We start from the raw sequence: 24615 nt of genomic DNA, 5'->3' as shown, positions 1-24615 counted from the left end.
TCCCATGAGCGTTGTTTCATCCCCCAACCTTGTCGGCATCACCGGGCTGGCGCGCCGCCTGGTCCAGGATGGTGCGCTGGACGAAGCCACCGCCCGCGACGCCATGACCCGGGCCGCCGCCGCGCGGCAGCCGCTGCCGCAGTGGTTCGCGCAGAACAAGGTGGTGGGGGCAGCACAGCTGGCCGCGGCCAATGCGGTCGAGTTCGGCATGCCGCTGTTCGACGTCTCGACCTTCGATGCCAGCCAGAACGCGATGAGCCTGGTCAGCGAGGAACTGCTGCGCAAGCACAACGTACTGCCGCTGTTCAAGCGTGGCGGGAAGCTGTTCGTCGGCACCAGCAACCCGACCCACGCACTGGACGAGATCAAGTTCCACACCAACCTGGTGGTGGAGCCGATCCTGGTCGACGAGGACCAGATCCGCCGCACTCTGGAACAGTGGCACGCCAGCCACGACACGCTGGGTGACGCGCTGGGCGGTGACGATGAGGGGATGGCCAACCTCGACGTGGGCCTGGGCGATGAGGATGGTGCGGGTGGCGACTCCGGCATCGATGCCAAGGGCGACGACACCCCGGTGGTGAAGTTCGTCAACAAGGTGCTGGTCGATGCGATCCGCAAGGGCGCGTCGGACATCCATTTCGAGCCGTACGAAGACGATTACCGCGTGCGCCTGCGCATCGACGGGCTGTTGAAGATGGTCGCGCGCGCGCCGGTGAAGCTGAACCAGCGCATCGCCGCGCGCCTGAAGGTGATGGCACAGCTGGACATCGCCGAGAAGCGCGTGCCGCAGGATGGCCGCATCAAGCTCAACCTGTCCAAGTCCAAGCAGATCGATTTCCGTGTGAGCACGTTGCCGACGCTGTTCGGCGAGAAGGTCGTGCTGCGTATCCTCGACGGCAGTGCCGCCAAGCTGGGCATCGATAAGCTCGGCTATGAGCCCGACCAGCAGAAGCTGTTCCTGGATGCGATCCACAAGCCGTACGGCATGGTGCTGGTGACCGGGCCGACCGGTTCGGGCAAGACGGTGTCGCTGTATACCGCGCTGGGCATTCTCAACGACGAGACGCGCAACATCTCCACGGCGGAAGACCCGGTGGAAATCCGGCTGCCCGGCGTCAACCAGGTGCAGCAGAACAACAAGCGCGGCATGACGTTCGCCGCTGCGTTGCGCTCGTTCCTGCGCCAGGATCCGGACATCATCATGGTCGGCGAAATCCGCGACCTGGAGACCGCCGAGATCGCCATCAAGGCCGCGCAGACCGGCCACATGGTGCTGTCCACCCTGCATACCAACGACGCGCCGCAGACCATCTCGCGCCTGATGAACATGGGCATCGCGCCGTACAACATCACCAGCTCGGTGACCCTGGTGATCGCCCAGCGTCTGGCGCGACGGCTGTGCCCGAACTGCAAGCGCCCGGCGCAGCTGCCGGAGCATGCATTGCTGGCCGAGGGCTTCACCCAGGCCCAGCTGGATGAGGGCATCCAGCTGCATGAGGCGGTGGGCTGTGATGAATGCACCGAGGGTTACAAGGGCCGCACCGGTATCTACCAGGTGATGCCGATGACCGACGAGATCGCCACGATCGTGCTGGCCGGTGGCAATGCGCTGCAGATTGCCGAAGCCGCGCAGGCGATCGGGGTCAATGACCTGCGGCAGTCGGCATTGAGGAAGGTCGCGGCGGGTGTGACCAGCCTGGCCGAGATCAATCGCGTTACCAAGGATTGACGCGGTTGTGCTGGCGGCGTCGGAGCCCTTTCCTGCGGAAAGGGATCCGACCGCTGGGTCTTGCGGCCCTTACTCCATGCCCAGCTTCTTCAGCTTGTAGCGCAGCGCGCGGAAGGTGATGCCCAGCTGCGCGGCGGTACGGGTCTTGTTCCAGCGGTTTTCTTCCAGCGCGCGCTGGATGGCGCTGCGTTCGAGCTGTTCGATGTACGAGGGCAGGGCGGCACTGCCCGGCTGCAGATCGACCACGGCTTCGGCGGCCGTGCCGTTGCCGGGCATGCGGGGGGCGTGTTGCGGCAGGCGCAGATCGTCGACACCGATGCGGTCTTCCTCGGCCAGGGCCAGCGCGCGCTCAAGGATGTTCTCCAGTTCGCGCACGTTGCCGGGGAAGGCGTACTGCGCCAGTGCCTCCAGCGCCGAGGGCGCGAGCAGCGGCGTGGTGCGGCCGTGGCTGCGGGCCAGCCGTGCCAGCACGGCAGCGGCCAGCTCCGGCAGATCCTGGCGGCGTTCGCGCAGCGGCGGCACCTTCAGTTCGATCACATTGATGCGGTAGTACAGGTCGTGGCGGAAGCGGCCGTCCTCGACCAGCTCGGCCAGATCCTTGTGGGTGGCCGACAGGATGCGCACATCGACCGGTTCCTCGCTGGCCGCACCCACCGCGCGCACCGACTTCTCCTGGATCGCGCGCAACAGCTTCACCTGCATCTGCAGCGGCAGCTCGGCGACCTCATCCAGGAACAGGGTGCCACCATGGGCGGCCTGGAACAGGCCGGGCTTGTCGGCGTGGGCGCCGCTGAAGCTGCCCTTGCGGTGGCCGAAGAACTCGCTCTCCATCAGTTCGCCGGGAATCGCGCCGCAGTTGACCGGCACGAACGGCCCGGCAGCACGTGCCCCCTGGGTGTGGATGGTCCGCGCGACCAGTTCCTTGCCGACGCCGGATTCGCCGAGGATGTAGACCGGGGCCTGGCTGCGCGCCACTTTGCCGATGGTGGCACGCAACACGTCCATCGCCGGCGAATTGCCGAGCAGCCGGGCGCCCTGTTCGGCGACGGGGCCCGGTACGGGCCGCTCGCTGTTGTTCAGTTCCAGCGCGTGCTTGACCAGTCCGCGCAGTACGGCGATGTCCACCGGCTTGCTGACGAAGTCGAAGGCGCCCGCCTTCAGGGCTTCCACTGCCAGATCCATGCTGCCGAAGGCGGTGATCATCGCCACCGGTGTGCGCGGGTAGTGCTGGGCGATCTCGCTGACCAGCTCGATGCCGTTGCCATCCGGCAGGCGCATGTCGGTGATGCACAGGTCATAAGGATTGCTGGCCAGCAGCTCGCGCGCTTCGGCGAGGTTGGCTGCAGTACTGATGCGCAGCCCCATGCGGCCGAGCGTCAGCACCAGCAGTTCGCGGATGTCGCGTTCGTCGTCGACGACGAGGGCGCTGCGGGTTTCGTTCATGGGCGGAAAAGATAAACGAGGGGGCTGAAAGCGACAAATGTTTGACGCACAGAATCAGGAACCATCGGGCAGCAGGGTGTGCGGACCTGGCAGGACCAAGCGGAAGCACGAGCCACCGGCTGGCACCGGGATGTAATCCAGCCGTGCCTGGTTGGCCCTGCACAATTCGCGGGCGATGTACAAGCCCAGGCCGGTGCCGTGCTCGGAGGTGGTGAAGAACGGCCGGAACAGCTGCGCCGCCACGCTTTCGGGAATGCCGGGGCCACGGTCCATCACGTCGATCACCGCGCTGCGTTCGTGCCGGGCCACACGTAGCCGCACGCGGGCCGGCTGCTGGCCGATGCGGCCGTACTTCAGGGCGTTGTGCACCAGCACGGTCAGCACCTGGTAGAGGTGGCGGGTGTCGACCTGCGCCGGCACCGAGGTGTCGCTGACGATCGGTTCGATGCTGTCGGTTTCCAGCGTCTGGCCCTGCTTGTACTCCAGCACGAAGCGGCGCACGAAGGCGACCAGATCCACGTTCTCCGGAGTGGCACGTTCGCGCCGGGCCAGGCCCAGCACGCTCTCGACGATGCCGTTGGTGCGCTGGCACTGCTGGCGGATGATCTGCAGCAGGCGGCGGTCGCTTTCGTTGAAGCCGGTACCTTCTTCCAGCAGCTGCACGGCATAGTTGATCGCCGCCAGCGGATTGCGGATCTCATGGGCCAGGCTGGCCGAGAAGCGGCCCATCGCCGACAGGGTGAGCGACTCGGCGCGCCGCGACACCACGCTGGAATCATCCAGGAAGACCAGGGCCAGTTCGCTGCCGGCCAGCAGGCGCGCGAAGCGCGGTTGCACTTCGGGTTGGTCCGGATTGAGCTGCAGCGGCAGTTCGTCCTGGGTCCAGCCGTTGCGCCAGCGCTGCAGGCGACGGGCCAGCTCGGGTGCGACGCTGGCCAGATCGAGGCGGCCGGTTCCGCCCGCACCGTCGCTGTCGCCGAGCAGCATCGAGGCAGCCTCGTTGGCCAGCGTGATGCGGCTGTCGGCATCCACCACCAGCACGCCGGTGCGCATGCGGCGGATGATCAGTTCGTTGATCTGGAACAGATTGGCCACCTCGTCACCGCGCTGGTTGGCCAGCTGCTGGTTGCGGCGGGCGCGGCTGCCGACCTGGTAGCTGATGAAGGCCAGGGCCAGGTAACTGGTCGTGAACATCGCCAGTTCGGCCAGGGTGCGGGTCGGGTCGCCGCCCTCCAGCAGCTTCCACAGGTATTCGCCCACCGTTGCCAGGCTCGCCGCCAGGGCCAGCCCAAGACCCCAGCTCAGCGGCAGCAGGGTGGCGGCCGCGGCGATGTTGAACAGCAGCGACATCGAGATGCCGGCACTGGCGCCGGGCAGGGCGTGGGCCAGCAGGATGGCGGCGATGATGTCCACCAGCACGCCGGTGACCACGATCGGCCGCAGCCAGCGTTCGTTGCGGCCGATCGCCAGGGCCAGCAGCGACAACGCCAGGTAGGCCGCGCCGACGGTGTAGGCCAGCCGCGGGTGGTGGGCCTCGCCGACCATCATCGACAACGGGCTGTACAGCAGGGCGGCGATCACGGCTGCGATCAGCACCCGGTACAGGGCGAAGAAGTACAGCTCGCGCCGCGGAATCGATTCGATGCGGTCGATCAATGAAGCACTGGGTGACACGCCGGAACTCCCCTTCTGGCTGCCTGGATCTGGGTTGTGCGACGGGCATGCCCGAGCGGACGCAGATGCCCAGTATACGGTCGTGGCGATGCCCGGCCGCGGGTCCGCGTCGCGCAATCGGCCTGTGGCGAGGGCGGCCGGGCGGCTGCCGGCGATCCGCAACTGCCTGAATGACAGCGGAAATCCGCCCGGATCCGGTACTGCGTACAGACTTCTTTGCGCCCCGGCGCCGGCTCGGCCACAATAGTGGGCCCGCCGCGGTCCGTGCCGGTGCCTCCCCCGGAGGCCCTGAGGAATTGCGTGCGGTCGTTCCTATTCCCACGGTGACGCATGAATTTCCACGAATACCAGGCAAAACAACTGCTTGCCGAATACGGCATCCCGGTCCCGGCCGGCAAGGTCGCGGCTACTCCGGACGAGGCGGTTGAAGTCGCCCAGTCGCTGGGCCAGGGCCCCTGGATGGTCAAGGCGCAGATCCACGCTGGCGGCCGCGGCAAGGCTGGCGGCGTCAAGTTCTGCAAGACCGTCGATGACGTGAAGGCCGCAGCGGCCAAGATGCTCGGCACCAAGATGGCCACCTACCAGACCGCCGGCGTCGAGCTGCCGATCAACCTGGTGCTGGTGACCACCGCCGGTGAGATCGTCAAGGAACTGTACCTGTCGGTCCTGGTGGATCGCGGCACCCGCACCATCAGCTACATCGCCTCCTCGGAAGGCGGCATGGAAATCGAGCAGGTGGCTGCCGAGACCCCGGACAAGATCCACACCCTGAATGTGGACTTCGTCGAGGGCGTGCAGGGTTACCACGGCCGTGACATCGGCTTCAAGATGGGCCTGACCGCCAAGCAGGCCGGCCAGTTCGCCAACATCATGGTGAACCTGTACCGCATCTTCAACGAAAAGGACCTGGCGCTGGTTGAGATCAACCCGCTGGCGATCCTGGACGACGGCAACCTGTACGCGCTGGACGGCAAGTTCAACAGCGACGACAACGCCAACTTCCGCCACAAGGAACTGGTCGCGATGCGCGACAAGTCCCAGGAAGATGAAACCGAAGTAACCGCTTCGGAGCTGGACATCAACTACGTCACCATGGACGGCAACATCGGCTGCATGGTGAACGGCGCGGGCCTGGCCATGGCGACCATGGACGTCATCAAGCTCAACGGCGGCGAGCCGGCGAACTTCCTGGACGTGGGCGGCGGTGCCAACAAGCAGCGCGTCATCGAAGCGTTCAAGCTGATCCTGTCCTCGGACAAGGTGGAAGGCATCTTCGTCAACATCTTCGGCGGCATCGTCCGCTGCGACATGATCGCCGAGGGCATCATCGCCGCCGTGAAGGAAGTGGGCGTCAAGGTGCCGGTCGTGGTGCGCCTGGAAGGCACCAACGTGGAAGAAGGCAAGCAGCTGCTGCGTGACAGCGGCATGGCCATCATCCCGGCTGACAACATCAACGACGGCGCCAAGAAAGTCGTTGAAGCGGTCAAGAACGCCGCCTGATCCACGACACCGAAGGAAATTCCCATGTCTGTTTTGATTAACAAGAACACCAAGGTGATCGTGCAGGGCTTCACCGGCCAGCAGGGCACCTTCCACGCGACTCAGATGATCGAGTACGGCACCCAGGTTGTTGGCGGCGTGACCCCGGGCAAGGGTGGCACCACCCACATCGACCTGCCGGTCTTCAACACCGTTGCCGACGCCGTGCAGAGCACCGGCGCCGATGCTTCGGTCATCTACGTGCCGCCGCCGTTCGCGGCCGACGCGATCCTGGAAGCCGCAGCTGCCGGCATCAAGGTCATCGTCTGCATCACCGAAGGCATCCCGGTGCTGGACATGCTGCGCGTCAAGAACGTGCTGACCCGTTCCTACCCGGACACCGTGCTGATCGGCCCGAACTGCCCGGGTGTCATCACCCCGGGTGAGTGCAAGATCGGCATCATGCCGGGCCACATCCACAAGCCCGGCAAGATCGGCATCGTGTCGCGTTCGGGCACCCTGACCTATGAAGCGGTCAAGCAGACCACCGAAGTCGGCCTGGGCCAGTCCACCTGCATCGGCATCGGCGGCGACCCGATCAACGGCCTGAACTTCGTTGACTGCCTGAAGCTGTTCAACGAAGACCCGCAGACCGAAGGCATCATCATGGTCGGCGAGATCGGTGGCGACGCCGAGGAAGCTGGTGCGGAATACATCAAGAACCACGTGAAGAAGCCGGTCGTCGGTTTCATCGCCGGTGCCTCGGCTCCGGCCGGCAAGCGCATGGGCCATGCCGGTGCGATCGCCTCCGGCGGCAAGGGCACGGCGGAAGGCAAGTTCGCCGCCATGGAAGCGGCTGGTGTCGTCACTGTGCGTTCGCCGGGCGACCTGGGCGCTGCCATCGCCAAGCTGGTGAAGTAAGATCGTCGCCGGCCTCCGGCCGGCACGATTCTGTAGAGCCGAGCCCATGCTCGGCTCGCTTTGGAAAAGCCGCCTCCGGGCGGCTTTTCTGCGTCTGGGCGTCGCGCAGTCATCCGCCGGCCATGGCCCCGGCGCTACCTGCAGGGTCCGCCCGGCAGGCACACGGTGCGGCGTTACAATGGGCCATTGCAACCACAGGCTGGACTTCCATGGCTTCGATCCGCATCGCGATGGCGCAGTTCGATTTTCCGGTCGGCGATGTCGCCGGCAATACCGAGCGCATCATCGAGATGATCGGCCAGGCGCGCGATGAGTATGGCGCCGGGCTGGTGATGTTCCCCGAGCTGGCGGTCAGCGGCTATCCGCCGGAAGACCTGCTGCTGCGTCCGGGGTTCCTGTACGAATGCGAGCAGGCGATCGCGCGCATTGCAGCTGCCTGCCGCGGCATCACCGCCGTGGTCGGCTGGCCGCAGGCGGCGGGCGCGGTGGTGTACAACGCCGCCAGCGTGCTGCGCGATGGCCGGGTCGAACAGACCTATCGCAAGCGCGAGCTGCCCAACTACGCGGTGTTCGACGAGCGCCGCTACTTCGACGTCGATCCTGATGGCGGCAGCTGCGTGTTCGACGTCGACGGCATTCCGGTGGGCCTGCTGATCTGCGAGGACCTGTGGTTCGCTGAGCCGCTGGCCGATACCGTGCGTGCTGGCGCGCAGCTGGTGGTGGTGCCCAATGCCTCGCCCTACGAGCGCGGCAAGCACGCCCAGCGCGATGCCGTGCTGGCCGCGCGCACCCGCGAGAGCGGTGCGGCGATCGCGTATCTCAATGTTGTCGGTGGCCAGGACGCACTGGTATTCGACGGCGCTTCGGTGGTGGCCGATGGCGACGGTACGGTGCACCCGGCCGCCGCTGCGTTCGTCGACCAGTGGCTGGTGGTGGAGTACGACGGTGCCAGCCGGCGCTTCATGCCGCACGTCTGGATGGACGACGGCGACGAGAGCATGGACGCCCTGGCCTGGCGCGCGGTGACCCGTGGCATCCAGGATTACTGCCGCAAGAATGGTTTCACGAAGGTGTGGCTGGGCCTGTCCGGCGGCATCGATTCGGCCCTGGTGCTGGCCCTGGCGGTGGATGCGATGGGGGCCGAGAACGTGACTGCCGTGCGCCTGCCGTCACGCTATACCGCAGGCCTGTCCAACGATCTGGCTGCAGAGCAGTGCCAGGCGTTGGGAGTGAAGCTGGAAGCGGTGTCGATCGAGCCGGCGTTCAAGGGCCTGATGGAATCGCTGGCGCCGCTGTTCGAGGGCACAACCCCGGATGTGACCGAGGAGAACCTGCAGTCGCGCAGCCGCGGCGTGATCCTGATGGCGCTGGCCAACAAGTTCGGTGGCCTGCTGCTGACCACCGGCAACAAGAGCGAGTATGCGGTCGGCTACGCCACCATCTACGGTGACATGTGTGGCGGCTACGCGCCGTTGAAGGATCTGTACAAGACCGAAGTATTCGGTCTGTCGAAGTGGCGCAATACCGTGGGGGGGGCGCCGGTGATTCCGCCGGCCGTGATCAGCCGCCCGCCGTCGGCCGAACTGCGCGAGAACCAGCTGGACCAGGATTCGCTGCCGGCCTACGACGTGCTGGACGGCATCCTGTACCGCTACGTCGACCAGGAGCAGTCGCGCGCCGAGATTGTTGCAGCCGGTTACGATGCGGCCGTGGTCGACCGCGTGCTGCGGCTGGTGCGCATCAGCGAGTGGAAGCGGCACCAGGCCGCACCGGGGCCGAAGGTCTCCCGTCGCGCCTTCGGCCGCGAACGCCGCTATCCGATCAGCAACGGCTACAAGGGCTGAGGCCCGCGCCTCCGCAGGGCCCGGCCATGGCGGGCCCCACAAAAAGGAAGGGCCCCTTGCGGGGCCCTTTTCTTACTTCTTTTCCAGCCGCGCGTTGCGCTGGCCGGTACTGGCGGACTTCTCGCCTGCGAACGGGTTGAGCTTGCGGATCATCCAGGGGTACTTCGGCCAGTTGCCTGCCAGCCACGGGTGATCGGGCTGGTTCAGCTCCAGCACGCGCCGGGCATCGTCGGCCAGGGTCTTGTTGCCCAGGTGGGTGTAGGAGTCGGCCAGGACCGCCACGGCGTCGTACTGGAAGGCGCTCTGCGGATAGGTTTCCAGCAGGTAGTTGGCGCGGCCGGCGGCCGACACCCAGGCGCCACGGCGCATGTAGTACAGCGCGTTGTCTAGCTCGTGCTGGGCGAATACGTCACGCAGCTCGATCATCCGCTGGCGGGCGTCGGCGGCGTAGCGGCTGTTCGGGTAGCGGTCAACGACGATGTTGAAGTCCGAATACGCCTGGTGCGGCGTGGACAGATCACGGCGGCTGGGGTCCAGGGACCATACGCGGCGCAGGAAAACCGTATTGCGGTTGGAGTTGGCCAGGCCGCGCAGGTAATACAGGTAGGCGATGTTGCGATGGGTCGGATAGGTCCGGATGAAGCGGTCGATGCTCGACACCGCATCGTCGTGCTTGCCGGCCTTGTACTGCGCGTAGGCGGTTTCGATCATCGCCTGTTCGGTATACGGGCCGTAGGGGTACTGGGCCACCAGGCGACGGAAGCTGGCTTCGGCGCCGCTCCAGTTGCCCCCCTTCATCAGCGTGTGGCTCTTCTCGTACAGCTGTTCGACCGGCGTCCCCTCGTCGGGGCGATCACCCTTCTTGGCGCCGCGATGGCAGCCGGTGGCGGCGATGACCAGCACCAGCAGCAGGGCGGTGAGGCGGACGGGCGCGGAGAGCATGGCGGAGCGTCGGATCATGGGGTCAAGGCGGGACGCGTCTGGAATACGAAGGGTCGATGATAGCCTAGTGTCCTGTCCTGCGACTGAAACCGACCGCCGGGACCCCAAAATTTCAAAGATACCCCCCTGCCATGTCTGAACAACCCTCCGAATCGGCCCGCCAGGCCATCGTCCCCGACACCGCCGCCGGCCGGCGTTTCGACGCCGTCGTGGCCGAACTGTTCCCCGAGTACTCCCGTTCACGCCTGACCGAATGGATCAAGGCCGGCGACGTCCTGCTCGATGGCGCCCAGGCGCGGCCGCGCGATCCGCTGCGCGGTGGCGAGGTGGTGACCCTGAACGTGGTGCTGGAGACCCAGACCGACGCCCAGCCGGAGGACATCCCGCTGGACGTGCTGTTCGAGGACGAGCACCTGCTGGTGATCAACAAGCCGGTCGGCCTGGTGGTCCACCCGGGTGCCGGCAACCACAGCGGCACCCTGGTCAATGCGCTGCTGTACCGCGACCCGTCGGTGGCGGTTCTGCCGCGCGCCGGCATCGTGCATCGCCTCGACAAGGACACCAGCGGCGTGATGGTGGTCGCCCGCACCCTGGAGGCGCAGACGGCCCTGGTCGAACAGCTGGCCGCGCGTGATGTGCACCGCCAGTATCTGGCCATCGTGATGGGCGCTCTGGTGGCCGGCGGCACCGCCGATGCGCCGATCGACCGTCATCCGCGCGACCGCCTGAAGATGGCGGTGCGCGAAGACGGCAAGGACGCGATCACCCATTACCGCCTGCGCGAGCGCTTCCGGGCGCACACCGCGCTGGAATGCCGGCTGGAAACCGGCCGCACCCACCAGATCCGCGTGCATATGGCGCACCTGCGCCACCCCATCATCGGCGACCCGCTGTATGGCGGTGCGCTGAAGCTGCCCAAGGGCGCCAGCGACGAACTGGTGGCCGCGCTGCGTGGCTTCAAGCGCCAGGCCCTGCACGCCGAGACGCTGGAGTTCGTGCATCCCATCACCGGCGAGCCGGTGCGCAATTCGGCGCCGGTACCGGACGACATGCTGCACCTGATGAAGGTGCTGCGCGAAGACAGCGAGGCCTTTACCGAACGCGAGCGGGATCGCTGGTGATGGCGACCGCGCTGCCGCTGCTGCAGGCTGACTGGCCGGCGCCGCCGGGCGTGCGGGCGCTGACCACACGCCGGCACGGCGCGGGCATTTCGCCGGCACCCTTTGCCCAGTTCAACCTGGGCAACCGGCACGCAGCCGATGGAGATGCGCCGGCCAACGTCGAACACAACCGGCAACTGCTGCAGCAGGGACTGGCGCTGCCCTCCGCGCCGCACTGGCTGCGCCAGGTGCATGGCACCACCGTGCTGCGCTTTGATGGCCCGCCAGTGGCCGGGGCCAGCGAGCCGGTGGCCGATGCCGCGGTGACGTCGGTGCCGGGGGTGGTGCTGGCCATCCTGACCGCGGACTGCCTTCCGGTGGTGTTTGCCGCCGCCGACGGCAGCGAAGTGGGCGCGGCCCATGCGGGCTGGCGCGGCCTGGCCGATGGCATGCTGGAACACACGGTAGCCGCGATGCGCACCGCGCCGTCGCAGCTGCGGGTCTGGCTGGGCCCGGCGGCAGGGCCTGCCGACTATGAGATCGGCGAAGAGGTGTATCAGGCCTTCGTCGGCCACGAACCGGCGGCGGCCGCCGCCTTCGTGGCCACCCGCGCGGGGCACTGGAAGGTCGATATGTTCGCACTGGCCCGCCAGCGCCTGCAGTCCGTGGGCGTGGACCCGGCCCAGGTGTCTGGCGGCACGATCTCCACCATTGCCGATCCGGACCTGTATTCGCACCGTCGCGACCGTCGTACCGGCCGCATGGCAACGCTGGCCTGGATCGCTCCCTGACCGTGCCGCTGTTCGCGCAGGTGCTGGGGCCGGCCTTCGCCACCCTGGCAGCACCGGTGCAGGCGTTGCATGCAGCGCCGTTGCCGTGCCGCCGTACCGGACAGGCGCGGATCGAACGGGGCCGGCATTGGCTGGTGCCCGTGCTGGCCGCGTTGGCGCGGCTGCCGAAGGAGGGGCACGCCTTGCCGGTCGAGGTGGTGTTCAGCGCCTGCGGGCAAGGCGAGCAGTGGGCGCGACGTTTCGGGCGCTGGCCGATGGTGTCGCGGCTGTGGGCACAGCAAGGCCGTCTGCATGAGCAGCTCGGTGCGGTGCACTTCGGATTCGAGCTGCGGGCGCGCGACGGTGGCATCGACTGGTCAGTGCGCAGCGTCCGCGTGTTCGGCCTGCTGCCGCTGCCGACGCGCTGGTTCGACGGCGTGCGCTGCCGCGAGGCCTGGGCCGCAGAGCGCTACACTTTCCTGGTTGATGTGACATTGCCCTGGATTGGAGCGCTGATCCGTTATGAAGGCTGGCTCGACGCGCAGTGACGCAGTGATCGTGTTCGATGGCGTCTGTGCGCTGTGCAGCCGCTGGGTGCGTTTCCTGCTGCGCGTGGACCGCCACGGGCGCTATCGCTTCGCAGCGATGCAGGGTACGCATGGCAGCCTGCTGCTGCGCAGCCATGGGCTGGATCCGCAGGACCCGCGCTCCTTTCTGCTGCTGGACGAGCAGGGCGCCTGGACTGACACGGACGCGATCCTGCGCGTGCTGACCGGGCTGGGAGGCGCATGGCGGCTGGCGGGCGTGCTGCGCCTGTTGCCGCGCAGCTGGCGGGATGCCGCCTATCGCAGGCTGGCCCGCAACCGATACCGCTGGTTCGGTCGTCACGACCGCTGCACGCTGCCGACGACGCAGCAGGCCGGCCGTTTCCTGGACTGATGCGCCGGTCGGTCCGCGCGCGGTGTCAGTGCGGAGCCGCAAGCAGCCGATAGGCGATGCGCTGGTTGCGCGCGCGGCCGTCCTCGCTGCGGTTGTCGGCTACCGGATGCTCTTCGCCGTGCCCCACCGCGACCAGCATCGGTGCCGGCACGCCATGCGCCTGCAACGCCGTCACCACCACGTCCGCACGCTGCTGGCTGAGCTGCCGGTTGGCCTCGGACGCGCCCTGGCTGTCGGTGTGCGCGGCCACTTCCACCCGTGTGCCCGGCGCAGTGCTGCGCAATGCCTCAGCCACCACCTGCAGCGTTTCGCTGGAGCTGCCGCGCAGTTCGCTGGAACCAGGATGGAACTCCAGCCGGGTCAGGTTCAGCGCAGCGATCCGCTGCGCGGCGCCGGCATCGGCCGGCAGCCGCGACAATGCCGCCCGGCCCGGACCCCACAGCCCACTCATCCGCAGGGCGGGGAAATCCTGGCGGAGCTGCCGCGAGATCGCCAGGCGCCGCTCTTCGCTCAGGGCGGTGGAGTCGATATCCAGCTGGTTGCCGGCGAACTCCAGGCGCAGTCCGTTGCCCTGCAGGCAGGGCAGGGTGCGGATCAGGCGCTCGAACCAGCGCGGCGACCGGGCCTGCGGATCGATCTCGATACGGCCACTGACGTGCCCTGCGCCATGCACCGCAATCAACGCGCTCCACAGGCGGCGGCGCAGGGCGTCGCTGGGCAGGCTGCCATGGACCGAGACCTGCGCGCCGCGCTGGTGCAGGAACAGCCGCGCGTCGTGCTCGCGGACGATCGCCTGTGGCGTCCACAGCGGCGTGCGTGCCTTCAGCTGCAGCCATGCGGTAGCGCCGAGCACGACCACGGCGGCCATCATCCACAGCAGGCTGCGCAGGGCCATGCCCTGCACCCGCGGGGTGAGCAGGGTGCCGGCCATCTGCGGTCGCTGCCGCTGCGGGCGGTTGCGCAGCTGGCGCGGCTCCGAAGGGGCCGGCTCGATGGGCTGGGACGTCAATGCGATCAGCCCCGGCAGCAGATCGCAGGCCACGACCCGGAACGCCCCCGATGACAGTCTGCTGCGCCGGGCCAGCCGGTCCATGACCGGATCACCCAGCGCACGCTGCAGGTCGCTGGCCAGCACCGGCAGCGGCGGCTGCCCGGGACGCCGCCAGGATCGGAAGTGAACCCCCAGGCCCGCCTGCTCGAAGGTCTGCTCCAGTCCGTCCAGTCCCCGCGGGTGGGAGGCTATCCAGCCGGCAATCACATCAACCACCCAACGGGTGCGATGGCCCAGTCCCAGGCGGTGGCTGGCTTCTTCGATGAAACGGTCGTACGCGTGCATGCAGTGGATCCCCGGAGTGATGTGCACGCAGTCGTGCACGGTGCGGCTTCTGTCGATTGCAGGAGCTCTGGGGGCGCCACTGTGGGGAGGTCGCGTCAATGCGAAATGAAATATCGCCGGTTCATTTTCTTTCGTTTTCCGCGATGGCGTCGCGAGGACGCCACGCAGCTGGCGGGAAGCCTTGGGGCAGCAGGACGTTCGCCTGCCTGAGTGCCACTTGCGACAGCGGCTGTGGAGATCACGCCACAGCTGCGGGATGGTTGCATGCGCAATTACTTTCGAGCCAAAAGCGTCAAGTTTCGGCGTACAGAATGCGCCTGATTCAGCCTTCGAGGGCGTCCAGGTAGCTGCGCCGCCAATGGTTGATGTCGTAGGTGCGCAGGTGCTCCATCATGGCGTGCCAGCGCTCCTGGCGCTTGCGCAGCGACATGGTGGCGGCCGTGGCGATGGCATCGGCCACGCCGTCCAGATCGTGCGGGTTGACCAGCAGCGCCTGCTTCAGTTCATCGGCGGCGCCGGCCAGAAGGGACAGCACCAGCACGCCCGGATCCTCCGGGTCCTGCGAGGCGACGTACTCCTTGGCGACCAGGTTCATGCCATCGCGCAGCGGGGTGACCAGACCGACGGCCGCCGCACGGTAGAAGCCGGTGAGGGTGGCATGGGTGAAGTTCTGGTTGACGTAGCGAAGCGGCGTCCAGTCCGGCTCGGCATGGCCACCGTTGATGTGCCCGGCGATCTGTTCCAGCTGGCTGCGCAGTTGCCGGTACTCGGTGACATCACCGCGCGAGACCGGCGCGATCTGCAGGTAGGTCAGGGTGCCGCGCTGGTCGGGATGGCGCTGCAGGTAACGTTCGAAGCCGAGGAAACGCTCGGGCAGCCCCTTGGAATAGTCCAGGCGGTCCACGCCGATGGCCAGCTGCCGATCGCGCAGGCTGGCCCGCAGGTTCTTCACGGCGGCCTTGGCCGCTGCGGTGCTGGCCTGGCGCGCGATCAGCCCGGTGTCGATGCCGATCGGGAAGGCGGCAGCGCGGAAGCGGCGCCCCCCCGGGGCCTCCAGTTCGCCGTTGTCGAGCACGCGACCGCCGCCGAACAGCCGCAGGTAGGTCTGGAAGCGGTCGGCATCGCGCTGCGTCTGGAATCCCACCAGGTCATAGGCATACAGCGCGGAGAACAGCCGCAGGTGGTCGGGCATGGCCTGCAGCAGGTCCGCCGAGGGCATCGGGATGTGCAGGAAGAAGCCGATGCGGCAGCCGATGCCGCGCTCGCGCAGAAGGGCACCCAGCGGGATCAGATGGTAGTCGTGGATCCAGACGATGTCGTCCTCGCGCAGCAGCGGCGCGAGCTTGTCGGCGAACATCGCATTGACCTTGTGATACGTCTCGCGCGTACCGCGGTCATAGTCGACCAGGTCCAGGCGGAAATGCAGCAGCGGCCACAGTGTGCGGTTGGCGAAGCCGTTGTAGTAGCCGTCCACCTCGCGCTTGTTCAGGTCCATGGTGACGAAGCGGATGTCGCCGTCCTGCTGTTCATGCAGCGCGCCGCTGCCATCACGCACGGTCTTGCCACTCCAGCCGAACCACATGCCGCCGCGCTCCTTGAGCGCAGCCAGCAGGCCCACCGCAAGGCCGCCGGCGCGGTTCTCGCCGGGCACGGCAACGCGGTTGGAGACCACCACCAGACGACTCATGATGCCTCCTGCCACGAACGCGACAGGCGCATCGCTGCCGTGATCAGACCCACATGCGAATACGTCTGCGGGAAATTGCCCCACGCCTCGCCGCTGTCGAAGGCCAGGTCCTCCGACAGCAGACCAAGATGGTTGCGCTGCTTCAACAGCGTCTCGAACATCTCGCGTGCCTCATCCATGCGCCCGATCGCCGCCAGCGCATCGATGTACCAGAAGGTGCAGATGGTGAAGCTGGTTTCCGGCTCGCCGAAATCGTCCGGTGCGATGTAGCGGTACAGCGAATTGCCATGTTTGAGGTCGCGACCGATGGCCTCGACCGTGGCGATGAAACGCGCGTCGAGTGCATCGATGAAGCCGATGTCGGCCAGCAGCAGCAGCGACGCGTCCAGGCGATGGCCGTCGAAGGTGTCGGTGAAGTGGCCCAGCGATTCGCTCCAGGACCGCTGCATGATGCGCGCGTGGATGATGTCGGCGCGCTCGCGCCAGTAGCGTGCACGGTCATCGCGCTTGAGCCTCACCGCGATCTTGCACAGGCGATCACAGGCGGCCCAGCACATCGCGCTGGTGTAGGTGTGCACCTCGGTGCGGCCGCGGAACTCCCACAGGCCTGCGTCGGGGACGTCGTGCAGGGCAAAGGCCTGTTCGCCCAGCGGTTCCAGCCGGGCAAAGGTATGGGCATCCCCGGGGTCCTGCAGGCGACGATCGAAGAACAGCTGGGTGGAGGCCAGCACCACGCTGCCATACACGTCGTGCTGGCGCTGCACCCAGGCCAGGTTGCCGCGGCGCACCGGGCCCATCCCACGGTAGCCGGACAGGCTGGGAACTTCATCCTCGTCCAGCTTGGCCTCGAATCCGATGCCGTACAGCGGCTGCAGCGTGCCGTCGGTGGTGGCGAGGTTGAAGATGTAGCCGAGGAACTGCTCCATCGTACGGGTGGCGCCAAGCCGGTTCAGCGAACGCACCACGAACGCAGCATCGCGCAGCCAGCAGTAGCGGTAGTCCCAGTTGCGCACGCTGCCGGGAGCTTCGGGAATGGAGGTGGTCATCGCCGCGATGATCGCCCCACTGTCCTCGTACTGGCACAGCTTGAGAGTGATCGCGCTGCGGATCACCGCGTCCTGCCATTCCAGCGGGATCGACAGATAGCGCACCCATTCGCGCCAGTAGTCACGCGTGCGCTGGAACGCTTCCTGCACATAGCCGCTGATCGAGCGGTTGAGCGATTCATCCACGCCCAGGATCAGGTGCACAGGGTGGTTGAGCACGAACGGCAGGCCATCACGGACCATCCGGACCGGGACATCAGTGGTCAGCCGCAGCACGTGGTCGGGCAGGATCCAGCGTACGTGATTGCTGCCCCACGTGGATTCGGGAACGCGTGCGCCCCAGTCGGCCAGCGGCCGTGCGCGGATGACGATGCGGGGACTGCCGGCCAATGGCCGCACCTGGCGGATCAGGCTGACCGGCCGGTAGAAGCGGTCGTTCTGCCGCCAGCGTGGCGCGAAATCGAGGATCTCCAGCGCACCTCCATGCGTGTCGCGCAGCACGGTGCGCAGAATGGCGGTGTTGGTGAGGTATTCCTGCTCGCTGTCGGCGAAGTCCTCCAGCTCGACGGCGAAGTCGCCGCCCGTCTGCTGGTTCGGGCCCAGCAGCGCACAGAAGGTGGGGTCGCCGTCAAAGGTGGGCAGGCAGCTCCAGACGACACGGGCATGTTTGTCGACCAGGGCGCCGAAGCTGCCGTTGCCGACCACGCCCAGATCAAGATCGGGTTGGGTCATCACGCGGTACATCTCGGTTGCGGCCGTGGGGGTGGCCGGGTCAATAGGCATTCTCGCGCAGCCAGGCGTGCACGCTGCGTATGTCAGGCAGCGCGAACACGGCGGCGCTGGGTTCACGCTCGCCGATCAGCACGCTCCAGCCATGCTGGCCGTTGGCGGCGTCGAATCCGAATTCATCCGTCAGGTCATCGCCGAGGAACACGGGCAGGCGGCCCCGGAACGGCAAGTACTGCATCATCCGCCGGATCGCGCGGCCCTTGTCGGTGCCGACGGGCACGAACTCGACCACGTGATCGCCGGGTTGCAGGCGGTAGCTGGAGCGACCGCGCACATGGCGGTCAGCGAACGCCCGCACCTCGCTTCCAGCGTGCGGCGCCTCGCGCCAGTGCAGGGCCAGGCCCACACCCTTGTCTTCCACCAGTACCCCGGGATGGCCATGGGCAAACCGCATCGCCTGCTGATGCAGGGCATGCAGCCATTCGGCGGTGTCATCGTCATGTTCGTCGCGCAGCACGCGTCCGTCCTGGCCACGCAGTTCATGGCCGTGCAGGCCGGCCGCAGGCAGCTGCAGAGGCGCGAACAACTGGTCAAGCTGTGCCAGAGGACGGCCACTGACCAGTGCTACGGCACCTTCCAGGCGGTCGCTGATACGACCGATGGCCTCACGCACATCGGGCAGCAGCTGCACGGCGTCCGGTCGTGCAGCGAATTCAATCAGGGTGCCATCGACATCGAGGAACAACGCGCAGGCATCGTCCAGCAATGGAGGTGGCGGACGCAGGGGGAGCGGTTCAGCCATGACGCCCAGCCTGCCAGCGTGGGCGTGTACGTGGGGTCGAGAGCAGGCGACGACAGTGCGTCGGCGCTGTCTGTCGGTTGCCGGCACGAGGGAGCGGTACCGGAGCGGGGCAGTGCGGACCCACGGTCCGCACCACCGCAGACACGCGTCAGCCGCGGTCAGAACGTGTAACGGACGCGGCCGTAGTAGTAAGCGCCGTTGCTGCCGATCGGCGAAAGCACGTCGTAGGGCAGATTGCCGAAGTAATGGATGTCCTCATTGGATCGATCCGGGTAGTTGTCGGTCAGATTCTGTCCGCCGATGGCCACGCTCCATCGGGCGCTGATGCGATACTCCACTTCTGCATCCAGCTGCCATTCGGCCTGGTAGGTCTGGCGCGGAATGTAACCGTCACCGAAGTTGAAGACACGGGTGACGCTGCCATAGCGGTTCACCCGGCTGCTGAGTGACCAGCGGTCATTGCTCCACGCTGCAGAGACGCTGCCGCGCGTGCGCGGGGTGGCGTCGGTCAGCGTGTTGGTCTCTTCGATGCCGAACAGCACATAGTCCGGATCGAGCGCCTGCAGTTGTGCGGGCGTGGCCAGCACGTTCTTCAGCGTGGTCTTGGTGTAGGCGTAAGTGCCGGTCAGCAGCAGCTGGCCATCGCCCAGCGCCTGCCGCCAGTTGCTGACCAGTTCGGCGCCACGGGTACGTGTATCGGCGGCATTGACGAAGAAGCTGGCGCTCTGCAGGCCACTGACGCCGTAGTTGGCGGCGACGTAATCGGTCAGCGCATCGCCGGTGATGCTTTCGGACAGCGCGATGCGGTCATCGATGTCGATCTGGAAGAAGTCCAGCGACAGGTCGAAGTGTTCACCGATGCGGCTGGTGAAGCCCAGCGACGTGTTGATCGACTTTTCGGGCTTGAGGTCCTGCGAGCCCAGGCCCCGGGCAATCGGATTGTTGACCGACAGCAGCCGGCCCTGCACCAGCTGGCCGCCGGCGTTGTAGCCAGTGGAGGTCGACTCGTAGCCGATCTGTGCCAGCGACGGGGCGCGGAAGTTGTTGGAGATCGCGCCACGCAGGGCGAAAGCCGGGGTGAACTGGTAACGCAGGCCGAGCTTGCCGGTCAGTTCGCCGCCGAAATCATCGCTGTGCTCGTAGCGCGCAGCCAGGTCGCTGGAGAAGTGATCGCCGAACTGGCTGGACAGGCTGGCATAGGCGCTGGCCACATCGCGCGACAGGGTGGCGGCATCCTGCGGCGTGAGGCCGCCGCCGGCCTGCGAGCCGGTGGGACGGTCGGTAAACGGGCCGGCCGCATAGCTGGCGGGGTCGCCGGGACGGGTCTGGTAGCGCTCATGGCGCGCTTCCGCGCCCAGGCCCAGCGTATGGCTGATGCTGTCGCTCTGGGCGAACACACGGCTCAGGTCCAGGTTGCCGACGGTCTGAGCGTACTCATAATCAGCCGTCTTGAAGCGTGTCGGGCTGGCCGGGCCCAATGAGGCGTTGAGCGAATCACGCAGGCGATAGGTGAAATCGTTCTGGCCATGGTCCAGGCTGCCGTCGTAGCTCCACTCACCCCATTGGCCGCGCACACCGGCGACCGCCTGCACGTCGCGGTTCTCGCCTTCGGAGACCGGCCGGTAACCGTTCGGATAGACCTCCTTCCAGTTGGCCTCGCCGTCCGGGTAGCGGAAATAGTTCGCGCCTTCGGTGTCACGCTGGTTGAAGGTACCGAACGCGTAGAAGGTGGAGGTCTGGCCGACCGGGATTTCAGTGTTGAGCCACAGGTTGATGTCCTTGCTCTCACCATCGCCCAGCACGTAGTTGCGCTTGCCCTGCAGTGCCAGGTTGTCCGGGGTCTGGTCCCACGGTGGAATCTGGTCGAAGCCGGCGCGGTTGGTCCCGTTGCGGTGCTTGTACTCCAGGCCGACGCGCAGGAAACCACCGTCCTCACCCAGCGAGGTGCCCACTTTGGCGCTGATGTTGCCGGCCTGCCCATCGGTAAGGGTGCGGCCGATCGGCTTCAGATCGGTGTGATTTTCACCGTAGCTGGCTTCGATCTCGCCGCCGTCGCCACCATTGTCGAGGATCACATTGATGACACCTGCCACGGCGTCGGAGCCATACAGCGCGCCGGCACCGTCGCGAAGCACTTCGATGCGCTTGATCGCGCTGACAGGGATGGCATTGAAGTCGACCGGCGTGGTGCCCTTGCCGATCTTGCTGTCGGTGTTGACCAGGGCGGTGTGGTGGCGGCGCTTGCCGTTGATCAGCACCAGTACCTGATCCGGCGACAGGCCGCGCAGCTGCGCGGCGCGGACGTGGTCGGCGCCACCGGAATTGGACTGGCGCGGGAAGTTGAACGACGGCAACAGCGCCTGCAGCGCACTGCCGAGTTCGCCGTTGACCACGCCGGCCTTGCGGATGTCCTCGGCGGTAAGCACATCCACCGGCGAGGTGGATTCGAGCACCGTGCGGTCGGCGGCACGGGTGCCGGTGACGATCACGGTGTCGAGGTTGGTGGCGTCCTGGGCCAGGGCCGGGGCGATGGGGGAGAGCGCAAGGGCAATGGCGAGGCCGAGCGGCGACGCGGGCAGGCGGGCGGACATGGGGGCTCCAGCAACAACGACGACGGGGAAGGGGGGAGATAGTTTCACTTACATCCATCCGGATGAAGCGATATATTATCTTCGCGTGATGACCGGTGCTGATGCAAGCCCCTGCCGGTCCGGCATGAGCTGATGCCCTGTTGGCATCAGCGCGCCGGGCCGCTGGCGCTGTACGCTGCCGGCTCGCACTGTCCCCCTTCCCCGGAGCTGTACCGATGAAACACCTTGGCCTTGCCTTCGCCGTTCTGCTCGCCGCCAGTGGCTGCGCCAGCCTCTCCTCGCAGGCGCCCAGCGCCTACGCTACGGCCACGACCGCTGAACTGAAGGGGGATGCCGCACGCCCGTCCGCTGGCCAGGGCTGGGTGCGCAGCGAGCTGTACTTCGGGGTGGGCGAGGAGCAGGGCGCCGGCAACCGACCGCAGGCCGACACCATCAGCGAGGCGCAGTGGCGGACCTTCCTGGACAAGGAAGTGACCCCGCGCTTCCCCGATGGCCTGACCGTGTTCGATGCCTACGGCCAGTGGCTGTTCCGGGGTGACGCTGCGCCGAACCGCCTGCGCACCAAGGTACTGGTGGTGCTGCACGAAGACAGCCCGCAGCGTCGTGCCGACATCGAAGCCATCCGCCTGGCGTGGAAGCAGCAGACCGGGCACCAGTCGGTGCTGTGGTCGCGGCAGGCCGTTGACGTATCGTTCTGACCGGGAGGCGCCGCCCTGGCGCCGCAGGGAAAGATGATGAGACACAGGGACACCGTGATTGGCCTGCTGGCGGGCCTGCTGGTACCGCTGGCGCACGCTGCTGACAGCGATGCGCCGCTGCGCTTCGAGGCGGCACCTGGCATTGGCGTGCAGGCTGAGGTGGCGGAGGACGGCAGCATTGCCGTGCAGCTGCTGCCCTCTGGCAAGCGGCTGAGCCTGCCGGGTGCCCCGGACGTCGACGGCAATTCCCGGTTGTCAGCCGAGGATGTTGATTTCGATGGGCGCCCGGAGCTGGTTGCGCGGGCGTCGGTCGGCATGGTCAATGAAGCGGTGGCGGTGTATCGCTACGATCCGGCCAGCGGTGGTTTCCGCGCGCTGCAGGCCGAAACCCATGGACGTGACAACTGCGGCGGCCTGATGGGGCTCACCATTGATGCCGCCACGCGCACGTTGACCAGCAGCTGCCGCAGCGGCCCGATGTGGTACACGGACCAGTACCGGTTTGCAGGCGCGAAACTCTATCTGTATCGCGCCGAGCGCGTCTTGATGCTGGGCGATACCCTGAACGCCGCACTGCGGTGGGTGCCGGCCGACGAGCAGGGCCCGTCGGCGGTCTGGCGCACCTTTGATCCCACCGGTCGTGTGCTGGAGAGCGCGATCGCTGATGGCCTGGGCGCACCGCCCGACGGCCCGCTGCGCAGCCAGCAGGCCACCGTGGTGCCGGCGCGCCTGTTCCTGTTCGACCGGCCCGGTGCGCCCAGCACCCGGCGTTACCTGCTGCAGGGCGACCGCGTGGAACTGCTGGATGAACACGAGGGTTGGCTGAAGGTGCGGTATCGCAACCCGAAGAGCGGCGCGGTGGTGGGCTGGATCAACGTCAACGATTGACCCGATATCGCTCTGCAGTTTGCCTGTCGAGGCGATGCGTGGCTTGCCCACGGAGGCATCACTTCGTCGGGTCTAGCCTCGGACGTTCCCCCGTTCGAGGATGCATCCGATGAGCAAGCGCGTTGCCGAGATCGTTGTCGATACCCTGCAGCAGGCGGGTGTCCGCCGCTGTTATGGCATCGTCGGCGACACGTTGAACCACGTCACCGATGCACTGCATCGCAGCGAAATCGAATGGGTACATGTGCGCCACGAAGAGGTGGCCGCCTTCGCCGCCGGCGCCGATTCGCTGGTGAGCGGCGAGCTGACGGCCTGTGCCGGCTCCTGCGGTCCCGGCGGCCTGCATTTCATCAATGGCATCTTTGAAAGCAACCGCAACCGCGCACCGATGGTGCTGATCGCCAGCCAGGTGGTGACCAGCGAACTGGGCATGGAATTCCCCCAGGAAGTGGATTTCAAGGCGGTCTATGGCAGCTGCACGGTGTTCTGCGAACAGGTGCACAGCCCGGCGCAGGCACGACGCGTGGTCGCCCTGGCCTGCCAGGCGGCGATCAGCCGCCGCGGCGTGGCGGTGGTGATCCTGCCGGCCGACATCAGCCAGGCCGAGGTGAAGCACGATGTGCCGTTCTCGGTGCACTACGCCCAGCCGGTGCTGCGCCCGTCGGATGGCGAGCTGCAGCGCATCGCCGGGTTGCTGGGGCAGGGCAAGCGCATCGGCATCTATGCCGGTGCCGGTTGCCAGGGCGCCCATGCGCAGCTGCTGGAACTGGCCCGGCGCCTGCAGGCCCCGATCGCGCACACCTCGCGTGCCAAGGACTTCGTCGAGCCGGACAACCCCTACAACATGGGCATGACCGGCATCTTCGGCATCGAATCCGGGTTCCACACCCTGATGGAGTGCGACACGCTGCTGCTGCTCGGCGCCGATTTCGCCTGGGGGCAGTTCTATCCGGACAAGGCGACGATCATCCAGGTCGATCGCGATGGCAGCCATCTTGGTCGCCGCCATCCGGTGAACCTGGGCGTGGTGGGTGACATCGCACCGACGCTGGATGCACTGCTGCCGATGCTGCCACCCCGCGAGGACAGCACGTTCCTCGACGAGTGCATCGAGCGTCGCGACAAGGCGCTGGCCAAGCGGGAGCAGGAGGAGCAGCCGGGCGAGGGCGAACTGATCCATCCGCAGCACCTTACCGCGCTGCTGTCGAAATACGCCAGCGACGATGCGTTGTTCACCGCCGACGGTGGCTCGCCGATGGTGTGGGTGCTGCGGCATATCCGCGTCAATGGCCGTCGCCGCACGCTTACCAGTCTCCTGCACGGGACGATGGCCAATGCGATGCCGCAGGCGCTGGGCCTGCAGAAGGCGTTCCCGGGCCGGCAGGTGATCTCGCTGTCGGGCGATGGCGGCCTGGCGATGCTGCTGGGCGATCTGCTGACCGCCGTGCAGGAGAAGCTGCCGATCAAGGTGGTGGTGTTCAACAACGGTTCGTTGAACTTCGTGGAGCTGGAGCAGAAGGTGGAAGGGCTGCTGGACAACTACACCGATCTGAAGAATCCGGATTTCGGCCGTCTGGCCGAGGTGATCGGTTTCCATGGCCGCACGGTCACCCGCAGCGAGGACCTGGAGGAGGCCGTACAGGACTTCCTCGCCCAGCGCGGTCCGGCATTGCTGGACGTGCATACCAGCCGGGCGGAGCTGGTGATGCCGCCGCAGATCGAGGCCAAACAGGTGGCGGGTACGGCCCTGTATGCGGCCAAGGCGGTGTTGAATGGCCGCTTCGACGACGTGAAGCATCTGCTGGTGGACAACTTCCTGAAGAAGTGAGGGGTGGGTCGATGCAGGGCTGCGCCCTGCACCCGCTACGCGCCAGAGCCAGAGCCAGAGCAGAAGCTGGTTTCCTGAGGGATGGCGGGGTGGGTCCGGTTGCGGGGGACGCCGTGAATCCGTCCCTGGAGGCTCGGTCGCGCCATCCATGGCGCTCACGCCCCCG

Annotated in this window: 19 protein-coding genes; 11 read left to right on the top strand and 8 right to left on the bottom strand. The window is 67.0% G+C overall.

Annotated features, from left to right (window positions below; translation table 11 throughout):
- The first annotated feature begins 4 nt into the window (after positions 1 to 4).
- Positions 5 to 1732: a type IV-A pilus assembly ATPase PilB gene (gene pilB / locus ACZLIF_RS16305; protein WP_128988431.1), complete on the top strand. Its 1728-nt coding sequence runs from the start codon at positions 5 to 7 to the stop codon at positions 1730 to 1732.
- 69 nt (positions 1733 to 1801) lie between these two features.
- Here the strand turns inward: pilB and ACZLIF_RS16300 are convergent, their stop codons facing one another.
- Both ACZLIF_RS16300 and ACZLIF_RS16295 read right to left on the bottom strand, forming a co-directional pair.
- A complete protein-coding gene (locus tag ACZLIF_RS16300) occupies positions 1802 to 3175 on the bottom strand; it encodes a sigma-54-dependent transcriptional regulator (protein ID WP_053517026.1) in 1374 nt (457 codons plus the stop codon).
- Positions 3176 to 3229: 54 nt separating this feature from the next.
- The gene (locus ACZLIF_RS16295) at positions 3230 to 4849 is read right to left on the bottom strand and encodes a sensor histidine kinase (RefSeq protein ID WP_053517024.1); all 1620 of its coding nucleotides are present in this window, start codon (positions 4847 to 4849) and stop codon (positions 3230 to 3232) included.
- A gap of 330 nt (positions 4850 to 5179) precedes the next feature.
- Here ACZLIF_RS16295 and sucC point away from each other — a divergent pair, with 330 nt between their 5' ends.
- The 3 genes from sucC to ACZLIF_RS16280 all read left to right on the top strand — a co-directional run bounded on the left by sucC (position 5180) and on the right by ACZLIF_RS16280 (position 9093).
- Entirely contained in the window at positions 5180 to 6349 is a 1170-nt protein-coding gene (sucC, locus tag ACZLIF_RS16290; RefSeq protein WP_005418614.1) for an ADP-forming succinate--CoA ligase subunit beta, read from the top strand.
- A 24-nt stretch (positions 6350 to 6373) separates the two neighbouring features.
- Positions 6374 to 7249, top strand: coding sequence for a succinate--CoA ligase subunit alpha (gene sucD / locus ACZLIF_RS16285; RefSeq protein ID WP_128988429.1), 876 nt, complete (start codon positions 6374 to 6376; stop codon positions 7247 to 7249).
- Positions 7250 to 7458: 209 nt separating this feature from the next.
- On the top strand, positions 7459 to 9093 hold the full coding sequence (locus ACZLIF_RS16280; protein WP_065181642.1) for an NAD+ synthase: 1635 nt from the start codon (positions 7459 to 7461) through the stop codon (positions 9091 to 9093).
- 72 nt (positions 9094 to 9165) lie between these two features.
- Here the strand turns inward: ACZLIF_RS16280 and ACZLIF_RS16275 are convergent, their stop codons facing one another.
- Positions 9166 to 10053: an outer membrane protein assembly factor BamD gene (locus ACZLIF_RS16275; RefSeq protein WP_053517021.1), complete on the bottom strand. Its 888-nt coding sequence runs from the start codon at positions 10051 to 10053 to the stop codon at positions 9166 to 9168.
- Positions 10054 to 10166: 113 nt separating this feature from the next.
- On the opposite strand from ACZLIF_RS16275, the gene rluD reads away from it, so the two are divergent.
- Genes rluD through ACZLIF_RS16255 form a run of 4 tightly spaced genes read left to right on the top strand, consistent with a single transcriptional unit; the run spans position 10167 to position 12844 of the window.
- On the top strand, positions 10167 to 11156 hold the full coding sequence (rluD, locus tag ACZLIF_RS16270; RefSeq protein ID WP_053517019.1) for a 23S rRNA pseudouridine(1911/1915/1917) synthase RluD: 990 nt from the start codon (positions 10167 to 10169) through the stop codon (positions 11154 to 11156).
- The gene (gene pgeF, locus ACZLIF_RS16265) at positions 11156 to 11926 is read left to right on the top strand and encodes a peptidoglycan editing factor PgeF (protein ID WP_128988427.1); all 771 of its coding nucleotides are present in this window, start codon (positions 11156 to 11158) and stop codon (positions 11924 to 11926) included. Before rluD ends, pgeF begins: the two co-directional genes overlap by 1 nt.
- Positions 11927 to 11946: 20 nt before the next feature.
- Positions 11947 to 12453 carry a DUF4166 domain-containing protein gene (locus ACZLIF_RS16260; RefSeq protein WP_128988549.1) on the top strand — a complete coding sequence of 169 codons (507 nt, stop codon included), beginning with the start codon at positions 11947 to 11949 and terminating at the stop codon, positions 12451 to 12453.
- Positions 12428 to 12844 (top strand): thiol-disulfide oxidoreductase DCC family protein, encoded by a 417-nt coding sequence (locus ACZLIF_RS16255; protein ID WP_053517013.1) that lies wholly within the window; start codon positions 12428 to 12430, stop codon positions 12842 to 12844. Before ACZLIF_RS16260 ends, ACZLIF_RS16255 begins: the two co-directional genes overlap by 26 nt.
- A 25-nt stretch (positions 12845 to 12869) precedes the next feature.
- Here ACZLIF_RS16255 and ACZLIF_RS16250 read toward each other — a convergent pair whose 3' ends face one another.
- From ACZLIF_RS16250 to ACZLIF_RS16230, 5 genes are all read right to left on the bottom strand, one after another.
- Positions 12870 to 14180 (bottom strand): OmpA family protein, encoded by a 1311-nt coding sequence (locus ACZLIF_RS16250; protein WP_128988425.1) that lies wholly within the window; start codon positions 14178 to 14180, stop codon positions 12870 to 12872.
- A gap of 322 nt (positions 14181 to 14502) precedes the next feature.
- Positions 14503 to 15867 carry an alpha,alpha-trehalose-phosphate synthase (UDP-forming) gene (gene otsA, locus ACZLIF_RS16245; RefSeq protein ID WP_053517011.1) on the bottom strand — a complete coding sequence of 455 codons (1365 nt, stop codon included), beginning with the start codon at positions 15865 to 15867 and terminating at the stop codon, positions 14503 to 14505.
- A complete protein-coding gene (locus ACZLIF_RS16240; RefSeq protein WP_053517094.1) occupies positions 15864 to 17645 on the bottom strand; it encodes a glycoside hydrolase family 15 protein in 1782 nt (593 codons plus the stop codon). The genes otsA and ACZLIF_RS16240 overlap by 4 nt, the downstream gene beginning before the upstream one ends.
- Before the next feature lie 40 nt (positions 17646 to 17685).
- Positions 17686 to 18444 (bottom strand): trehalose-phosphatase, encoded by a 759-nt coding sequence (gene otsB / locus ACZLIF_RS16235; protein WP_053517008.1) that lies wholly within the window; start codon positions 18442 to 18444, stop codon positions 17686 to 17688.
- A gap of 158 nt (positions 18445 to 18602) precedes the next feature.
- Positions 18603 to 21035 (bottom strand): TonB-dependent receptor plug domain-containing protein, encoded by a 2433-nt coding sequence (locus tag ACZLIF_RS16230; protein WP_128988423.1) that lies wholly within the window; start codon positions 21033 to 21035, stop codon positions 18603 to 18605.
- A gap of 215 nt (positions 21036 to 21250) precedes the next feature.
- On the opposite strand from ACZLIF_RS16230, the gene ACZLIF_RS16225 reads away from it, so the two are divergent.
- The 3 genes from ACZLIF_RS16225 (at position 21251) to ACZLIF_RS16215 (ending at position 24449) form a co-directional block, all read left to right on the top strand.
- Positions 21251 to 21733, top strand: a complete 483-nt coding sequence (locus tag ACZLIF_RS16225) for a DUF3574 domain-containing protein (RefSeq protein ID WP_053517005.1) — start codon at positions 21251 to 21253, stop codon at positions 21731 to 21733.
- A 33-nt stretch (positions 21734 to 21766) separates the two neighbouring features.
- Positions 21767 to 22621, top strand: coding sequence for an XAC2610-related protein (locus ACZLIF_RS16220; RefSeq protein WP_478462111.1), 855 nt, complete (start codon positions 21767 to 21769; stop codon positions 22619 to 22621).
- A gap of 109 nt (positions 22622 to 22730) precedes the next feature.
- Complete coding sequence (locus tag ACZLIF_RS16215; RefSeq protein WP_128988421.1) at positions 22731 to 24449, top strand: thiamine pyrophosphate-dependent enzyme; 1719 nt, start codon at positions 22731 to 22733, stop codon at positions 24447 to 24449.
- The last annotated feature ends 166 nt before the right edge of the window (positions 24450 to 24615 follow it).

The sequence above is a fragment of the Stenotrophomonas sp. 2201_Sma genome (genome assembly GCF_056486685.1).
Note: the sequence above shows the minus strand (reverse complement) of the source record. Positions and strands in the feature narration are given on the sequence as shown.